We start from the raw sequence: 6977 nt of genomic DNA on the forward strand, positions 1-6977 counted from the left end.
TTAATAAAACCAATGAATAATTATTATCACGCTCTATTCTAAAATCATATAGTAAGTGGCTATTTTCACTGGGTATGTCAGAAGCGCATTAACTTTTATTATATGGATACTGAATAGTTAGGGATAAATTAAATTCATTTGACTAATTTATCTCATATCGATAATATCAGTGGTATGACCACTTGGTTAAAGCAATGTTGAATAGTGAAGTCAACGGTTAATAATAAATTTTTGGAGTCAATAGAATGCCTGAATATAAAGCCCCAGTTCGTGATATTAAGTTTGTAATGCAAGAATTATTAGACTGCGACAAACACTATAAACAATTAGGTTACGATGATGCTAGTGAAGATATGGTTGACGCTATTATCTCAGAAGCAGCCAAGTTTACTGAACAAGTTATTGCACCCTTAAATCAAATCGGTGACGAGCAAGGTTGTACGTGGACAGACGGTGTAGTAACTACGCCAGATGGTTTTAAAGATGCTTATCAACAATACGTTGAGGGTGGCTGGCCAACATTATCTCAGAGTGAAGAGTTTGGTGGGCAAGGATTACCTTATTCTCTTAATGCGTCTATTAGTGAAATGATGTCGTCTGCTAATCATAGTTTTGCTATGTATCCTGGTCTAAGTCATGGGGCACAAGCAACAATTGAAGCTCATGGCACCAGTGAACAAAAACAACAGTATATGCCTAAATTAGTTGAAGGTAGCTGGACAGGCACTATGTGTTTAACTGAATCACATTGTGGTACTGATCTTGGCATGTTGCGAACCAAAGCTATATTAAACGATGATGGTAGCTATGCGATTACCGGCACAAAGATATTTATCTCAGCCGGAGAGCATGACTTATCAGAGAATATTGTACATATTGTTATCGCACGCCTACCAGGTGCTCCTGAAGGTAGTAAAGGTATCTCTTTGTTTATTGTTCCTAAGTTTAATGTCAATGATGATGGCACAAAAGCAGACCGAAATGCTGTGAGTTGTGGTTCAATTGAACATAAAATGGGTATCAATGCTAACGCCACTTGTGTTATCAACTTTGATAGCGCTAAAGGGTTTTTAATTGGACAGGAGAACCGTGGCCTACACTGCATGTTTACTTTTATGAATGCTGCTCGTTTAGGTGTAGCAATGGAAGGTTCTGCAGCAGCTGAAGCGGCATTTCAAGGTTCATTAGCTTATGCAAAAGATCGTTTGCAAATGCGTTCTATCAGCGGCGTAAAAAATCCAGATGGACCAGCTGATCCTATTATTGTGCATCCTGATGTTCGTCGTATGCTACTTACGCAAAAGTCTATTTCTGAGGGTGGTAGAGCACTAATTGGCTATTTGTCGCAATTAGTTGATATAACCCACGCATCAGATGACGCTGATGTTAAAGCCGATGCAGAAAACAAATTAGCCTTACTAACACCTATTGCAAAAGCATTTTTAACAGAGTTAGGTTTCGAATGTACAAGTCATGGTGTTCAAGTTTTTGGTGGACATGGTTTTATAAAAGAATGGGGCATGGAACAGCTTCTGCGTGACACTAAAATTAGTTGTATTTATGAAGGCACAACGGGTATTCAAGCGTTAGATTTATTAGCCCGTAAAATTTTGGGCAGTAAAGGTCAAATTTTGAAGCCGTTTATGACAGATATCGCTATTTTTTCGAAAGACAATGCCGATAATCCAGCCATGAGTGAATATGTTAGTACGCTAAACTCATACGCTAAACAGTGGCAAATGATCACGGGTGATATTGGTCAAAAGGCCATGAAGAACGCGGATGAGATTGGTGGTGCTTCGGTTGATTACTTGATGTTTGCCGGTTATGTAACATTAGGCTACTTCTGGGCAAAAATGGCCTCTGTAGCGCAAAGTAAACTAAAAGACGCTGGTGAAGATGAAGCGTTTTATCAAGCTAAAATTAAAACAGCAGCATTTTACTTTCATCGTATACTTCCTAGAGCTCAAGGACATGCAGCTTGTATTGAAGGTGGTGTAGACTCGATGATGGCTCTAGCCAGTGAAGACTTTGCATTTTAATTTAGCACTAGCTTTACCAATAATTTTTGAAAATTAATTATTGGTAAACAGATAAATATCTACCCTCTTTACACGGCTAAGATATTTATAACGGTCTGTTAACTCAAGCCTAATATTGAGATTTAAATCTTAATATTAGGCATTTTTTATTTTACAGTAACGTAAAATAACCCATTTACGAATGGCGCCTCGCCAAATGACTGCTTAGGCAATTAACGAGAGTTAATTTAAGTACTTGGCTGCACAAATAAGTTGGGGTGCTAGGCTTCGTCATTCAAGTTGACTTGACGGTATACATTATTGCTGAATATTTATGATGTGTTTTAATTATTTTTGTTTTATATCATCTTAATGGTATTTAGCCATTTCCAGCTAGAGATAATTATTTGATCTTATCTAATATTAGTATAAATTAATTACTAGTTACAATGAGGGCATCGTTGAGATGTACCGATAACATATTGTTATAAAGATTAAGGAATTGGCGATGCCAACAAATAAACATAAACGAAAAGCTTCATCACATACTAAATCCCATAAAGGGAAAAACACCGAATCTACGGGTCTAATTATTTCACACCCTCAGGTCTTTATTTATGTTGGTTTATTCTGTGTTGTGTTGGGGGTATATCTATTAGCCTTTGAATCTCAAGATAACGCATTATTTGGCTTAGCGATGCTTTCTCTTGTCGCGGGTGTAGTGACAACTTTTTATGCAAATTTTACACTATCAAAGAAAAAAGCTCAGCTTAAGTGAAGCTTTAAAGTAGCGTAAATATTCATCTGAAACTTATTCTATGGTTCTAATTGGGCCAACAGATTGGTTTTATTTGAAAAAAGAAGTGTATTCTGATTTTAAAGTAATAGGGATTTTATTGCCAATAAGAATATAGGTTAAATTTATCAAACCCAGCCTAAGCAATATAATCTAGGCTTAAACCGGTGTAATAATAGCGCATATGAGATTTTGGACGATTATCTGCATTGTACTCCTACTGAGTGCTTGTACCCATAACAACTGGCGAACCGCGAGCAGAGAGCCTGCTGGTATTGCAACGTTACCCAATGACGATAGTAGGGCTGTTGTAGAGTTTTATGCCGCAGATGCTTTTAGTTGGCGTGGTTGGTTTGCTGTTCACCCTTGGCTTGCAATCAAAGAAGAAAAAGCAGCAGAGTATAGTGTTTATGAAGTTACTGGTTGGCAAGTAAATCAAGGGTTATCAGCAATAAGACAGTACCAAACATTAACACCAGATAGGTATTGGTATGGCTCAAAGCCGGTATTATTACTTTCTATTAAAGGTGATAAAGCGGTTAAACTAATTCCTAAGATTAAGGCCGCAATTGCCCGCTATCCTTGGGTGAATGAATATAGTATCTTCCCAGGCCCTAATAGTAATACTTTTGTCGCCTGGATAGGTTTACAAGTCCCTGAGCTCGAACTTGAGCTGCCATTTACTGCTATTGGCAGTGGGTATGCAAACTAACTGCTATTTAACCAAAGAATTCAGCGAGAATCGATATTAAGTCATTGTTAAGCAAGTTAAATTATTGGATTGATTAACTTTAAAAAATATTCTTTATTGGTTGATATATTATCAATTTTAATCGGGTAATGGAGTATCTGATTGAAATAATTGGCAAACTGTGAAATTTGCAGTACTAATCTTCGAGCGTCATTGGTAAACATTTTACAAACTTGATTATCTTTAAGCTCTTCTCTTTTTATTTGGAATGGCTGCTGTGATGATTCTGACACCCATAATGTGCTCCTAAGTTTAGCTTGAATAAAATTCATTTCTGGGTTGTTAGTATTTAAGGTATTTGTCCATTTAATGACTTTTGATAATTGGTCGTATAAATGGTTTCCGTAGGCTTGTCGATGGGTATCTGTTTGTATACTTTCTTGCATTATTGCTAATAGGGGCTTTTGTAAGTGATAAGAATAAATAGCCTGCATTTTTTGACTGGTCCTAAAGTCAAATCCTTCGGCTAATAAATAGAGTTCTCCGATGGCCGTGTTAATATTTTTACTTTTTCTAGTGATCTGAGAATATTGATTCGCTATTTGTGAGATTTGAGCGTACTCATGAATTTGTGTTAACTTTTTTGGATAACCAGAGCCATCCAATTTCTCTTCATGTTGTTCTATCGATTCTAAGACTAACTTACTCTCTAAGCCCGCAAGTCTCACTATTTCTTTACTCAAGATAGGGTGAACTAACTTTGCATCTTTCATGGTATTGTTAAGTCTTGCGTAACCAATATTTTCAAAGAACAAAACAGAGATAAGTTCCGTTAATTCGGTTGGAGAATAGTTGTTTGCTTTACCGATATGGGTGCCAAATACCAAATTGATTAAAGTATTTTGGTATGCAGAGGGGTTGAGGTGTGAAAATATACTGAGGTGATCAATAATTTTCTTTGGAATTGAGCCGCCTTTTATAAAGTCGCCAATGGTTACCAGTGTTTCATTTAGCTGAAAGTTATTTATTACAGGATTTGTTTTAGCTAAGTCTAGGATCGGCGCTAATATATCTTCATTACTGGTATCTTCTGTAAGAGAAATTACATCTTCATGGCCAATGATCCCCTCTTGTTGTAAGTTAGTTAATTTTAAACGGATTTTTTCCGTAATTTCAGTACCTGCTTTTAAAAAAACTCTTTTTCCTTGTGGGTCGGTAATATCTTGACTGATGCCGCATTCCATTCCTGAATTTAAAATATGAGTCGAAAACTGTTTGGATGTTTCTTTAATAAGTTGATTAGTTACTTGCACATTCGTTCCTTGAATTAACTGTCTACTGGCAGTTCTATGCGTTAACTGTAGGAATGATTTTAGCTATTAGCAAAGTGTCTTACTATTTTATCTGATTTGACCTTACGCTATCCGCCTGTAACGTTTTCACTTTCTAACTAATAACATCTACTGTCGACAAAAGTTTAAATCATTTATTAAAACGAATGCTCACACTAATATATTCAAAGTGCTAATATAGACCATTCATTATTTTATTAGATTATCAAGAAAATGTTAGTTTTACTTCCTAAGATAGGATGTAGTTGAACCTAGCTCAAATAACTTACTCTGGTGGTGACTCATCACTGTTCGAGTCAATATCCAATGATATTGTTGAAAAGGGCTATAGTATTCGTCCTTATGCTCTGCCTGAAGAATTAACCCATCTGTTATTAAATCATATTATTGAGTTACCTACTGAAAAATTCAAACGTGCTGGAATAGGTCGTGCCAAAGATCATATGATTAATGATTTTATACGGACAGATGAAATAAGCTGGATAACCAGTAACAACCAAGCCAGTTGTGCTTGGATAACGTGGGCCGAGTCACTGCAAGCTTATCTTAATCGCCGGTTGTTTCTCGGATTATTTTCTTTTGAAAGTCATTTTGCTCATTATGCCAAAGGCGACTTTTATAAGAAGCACAAAGATGCTTTTAAAGGTGAGGGTAATCGGGTGCTATCTGTTGTTGTCTACCTTAATCAGCATTGGTCCGCTGATGATGGAGGCGAGTTAGTGATTTATGATAAAAAAATACCAGCCTCCGCTGTCGTTGATTACAGTAAAATTAAAGTATTGCCCAGCTTTGGTACGATAGTTGTTTTTTTAAGCGAAGAGTTTCCGCATGAAGTATTACCTGCTAAGCGCGATAGATTCTCAATAGCAGGGTGGTTCCGCTTAAACAACAGCATTGACAATAATATAGATCCGCCAAATTAATGAGAAATCAATGAGTATTTATAAGAGCGTAGGCATTGTCTAAATTACCTATAAAATTGCATGTCATCAGTGAATTAGATGAAATTAATCAGCTAATTATCCCATTAAAAGCACTTGCTGATAGAGAGCGAGCCGCTATTTATGGTCTAACGGGCATGGTTTATACTCCTCATATAGATGATTACATGCAGGTAAGTATAAAAAAAGCGGCGATATTAGCTTGTTTAAAAGAACAAGGTATATTGGCCTTATCAAAGGTCGAACTCATTAGTACGGCATTAGATAGCTTACATAAAAGAGCAAGAAATAACGCAATTGTTGAGTATGATGGCAACCGATACCAGCGTCGGTTTTCGCCATTAAAATTAAGTAAGTCAGGTAAAGTTGTCAGTAAATGGGCGAGGTATTGGTTTTTACAATCACCTAATGGCAAAGTGGATACTGAGTGGGAGTATCAGGTACGCGAAATTTGGCCTACTTATTTTTTAATTAGAACTATCGACCTCTAGCGAAAAGGAGCAAGCAATAAATGCGCGCTCCCTATCATGCCTGTTGATTATATCCACATAGGCAGTTAATAAAGTCTAAAGTATAATGGCGGTTGTGCCGATAACGACAGACCAATAAAACAACTAACCAACATGGCAACATTTATTTAGTCTTATTTATGAATATGCACTAGGATTAAACCATCAACGTTAATGGTTTATGAATTGAATACCTTCCAATGTGTTTAGCTTCAAAATACGAGGTACCACGATTAATGAGCAGTGTCATCAGTCCTCACTTACAAAAGTTTGAAAAACAAATCTTAAGTTTGGTCCCCTATGCCAGCAATGATAGATTGGAATATTTAGTTAAAAAACTTCTACCTGATGAAAACTCTGGTCAACACCTTGCTGTTAAAAATGAAATCAAAAAACTTGCCCAACAAGCTAATAAACCAATAGATTTACGGCTGATCTTTGCTGATTGTCAAATAGTTACACACAATAAAGTTAATCATTATTTGGATATAGCGGGTAAAAAGCTATTCAATGAAAAACTTGTTGAATATCAAAATCTTTATACAACAGCACTTTACTATGAAGTTTATGAAGACGCTCAAAAGAGAGCGGCTAATAAAGATAAAGGTGTCAGCAAATATAATATTGAAAACGAAAATGAAAACGAAAACGAAAATGAAAATGAAAA

The 6977-nt window shown here is 36.1% G+C and carries 7 protein-coding genes; 6 read left to right on the plus strand and 1 reads right to left on the minus strand.

The annotated features are described in order from the left end of the window. Positions 1-245 precede the first annotated feature (245 nt). From H4J69_RS16250 to H4J69_RS16260, 3 genes are all read left to right on the plus strand, one after another. Positions 246-2042, plus strand: a complete 1797-nt coding sequence (locus H4J69_RS16250) for an acyl-CoA dehydrogenase C-terminal domain-containing protein (RefSeq protein ID WP_070376895.1) — start codon at positions 246-248, stop codon at positions 2040-2042. A gap of 487 nt (positions 2043-2529) precedes the next feature. Then, positions 2530-2799 (plus strand): hypothetical protein, encoded by a 270-nt coding sequence (locus tag H4J69_RS16255; RefSeq protein ID WP_070376896.1) that lies wholly within the window; start codon positions 2530-2532, stop codon positions 2797-2799. A gap of 202 nt (positions 2800-3001) precedes the next feature. After that, entirely contained in the window at positions 3002-3529 is a 528-nt protein-coding gene (locus tag H4J69_RS16260) for a DUF3750 domain-containing protein (protein ID WP_182217101.1), read from the plus strand. A gap of 56 nt (positions 3530-3585) precedes the next feature. Here the strand turns inward: H4J69_RS16260 and H4J69_RS16265 are convergent, their stop codons facing one another. Beyond that, entirely contained in the window at positions 3586-4821 is a 1236-nt protein-coding gene (locus H4J69_RS16265; protein WP_182221903.1) for an HD domain-containing phosphohydrolase, read from the minus strand. A 284-nt stretch (positions 4822-5105) separates the two neighbouring features. Here H4J69_RS16265 and H4J69_RS16270 point away from each other — a divergent pair, with 284 nt between their 5' ends. The 3 genes from H4J69_RS16270 to H4J69_RS16280 all read left to right on the plus strand — a co-directional run. Next, positions 5106-5783: a 2OG-Fe(II) oxygenase gene (locus H4J69_RS16270; RefSeq protein WP_220466055.1), complete on the plus strand. Its 678-nt coding sequence runs from the start codon at positions 5106-5108 to the stop codon at positions 5781-5783. A 35-nt stretch (positions 5784-5818) separates the two neighbouring features. Continuing rightward, entirely contained in the window at positions 5819-6292 is a 474-nt protein-coding gene (locus H4J69_RS16275; protein WP_182217106.1) for a hypothetical protein, read from the plus strand. 254 nt (positions 6293-6546) lie between these two features. Beyond that, positions 6547-6977, plus strand: a 431-nt coding sequence (locus H4J69_RS16280; protein ID WP_182251986.1) for a hypothetical protein, incomplete at its 3' end; no start/stop codon positions are given.

It is taken from the genome of Colwellia sp. BRX10-9 (genome assembly GCF_014077405.1).
Lineage (GTDB): Bacteria > Pseudomonadota > Gammaproteobacteria > Enterobacterales > Alteromonadaceae > Colwellia_A.

Coding starts and splice junctions, on each gene's coding strand:
- H4J69_RS16250 (WP_070376895.1), top strand. CDS start 246: ATGCCTGAATATAAAGCCCCAGTTCGTGATATTAAGTTTGTAATGCAA.
- H4J69_RS16255 (WP_070376896.1), top strand. CDS start 2,530: ATGCCAACAAATAAACATAAACGAAAAGCTTCATCACATACTAAATCC.
- H4J69_RS16260 (WP_182217101.1), top strand. CDS start 3,002: ATGAGATTTTGGACGATTATCTGCATTGTACTCCTACTGAGTGCTTGT.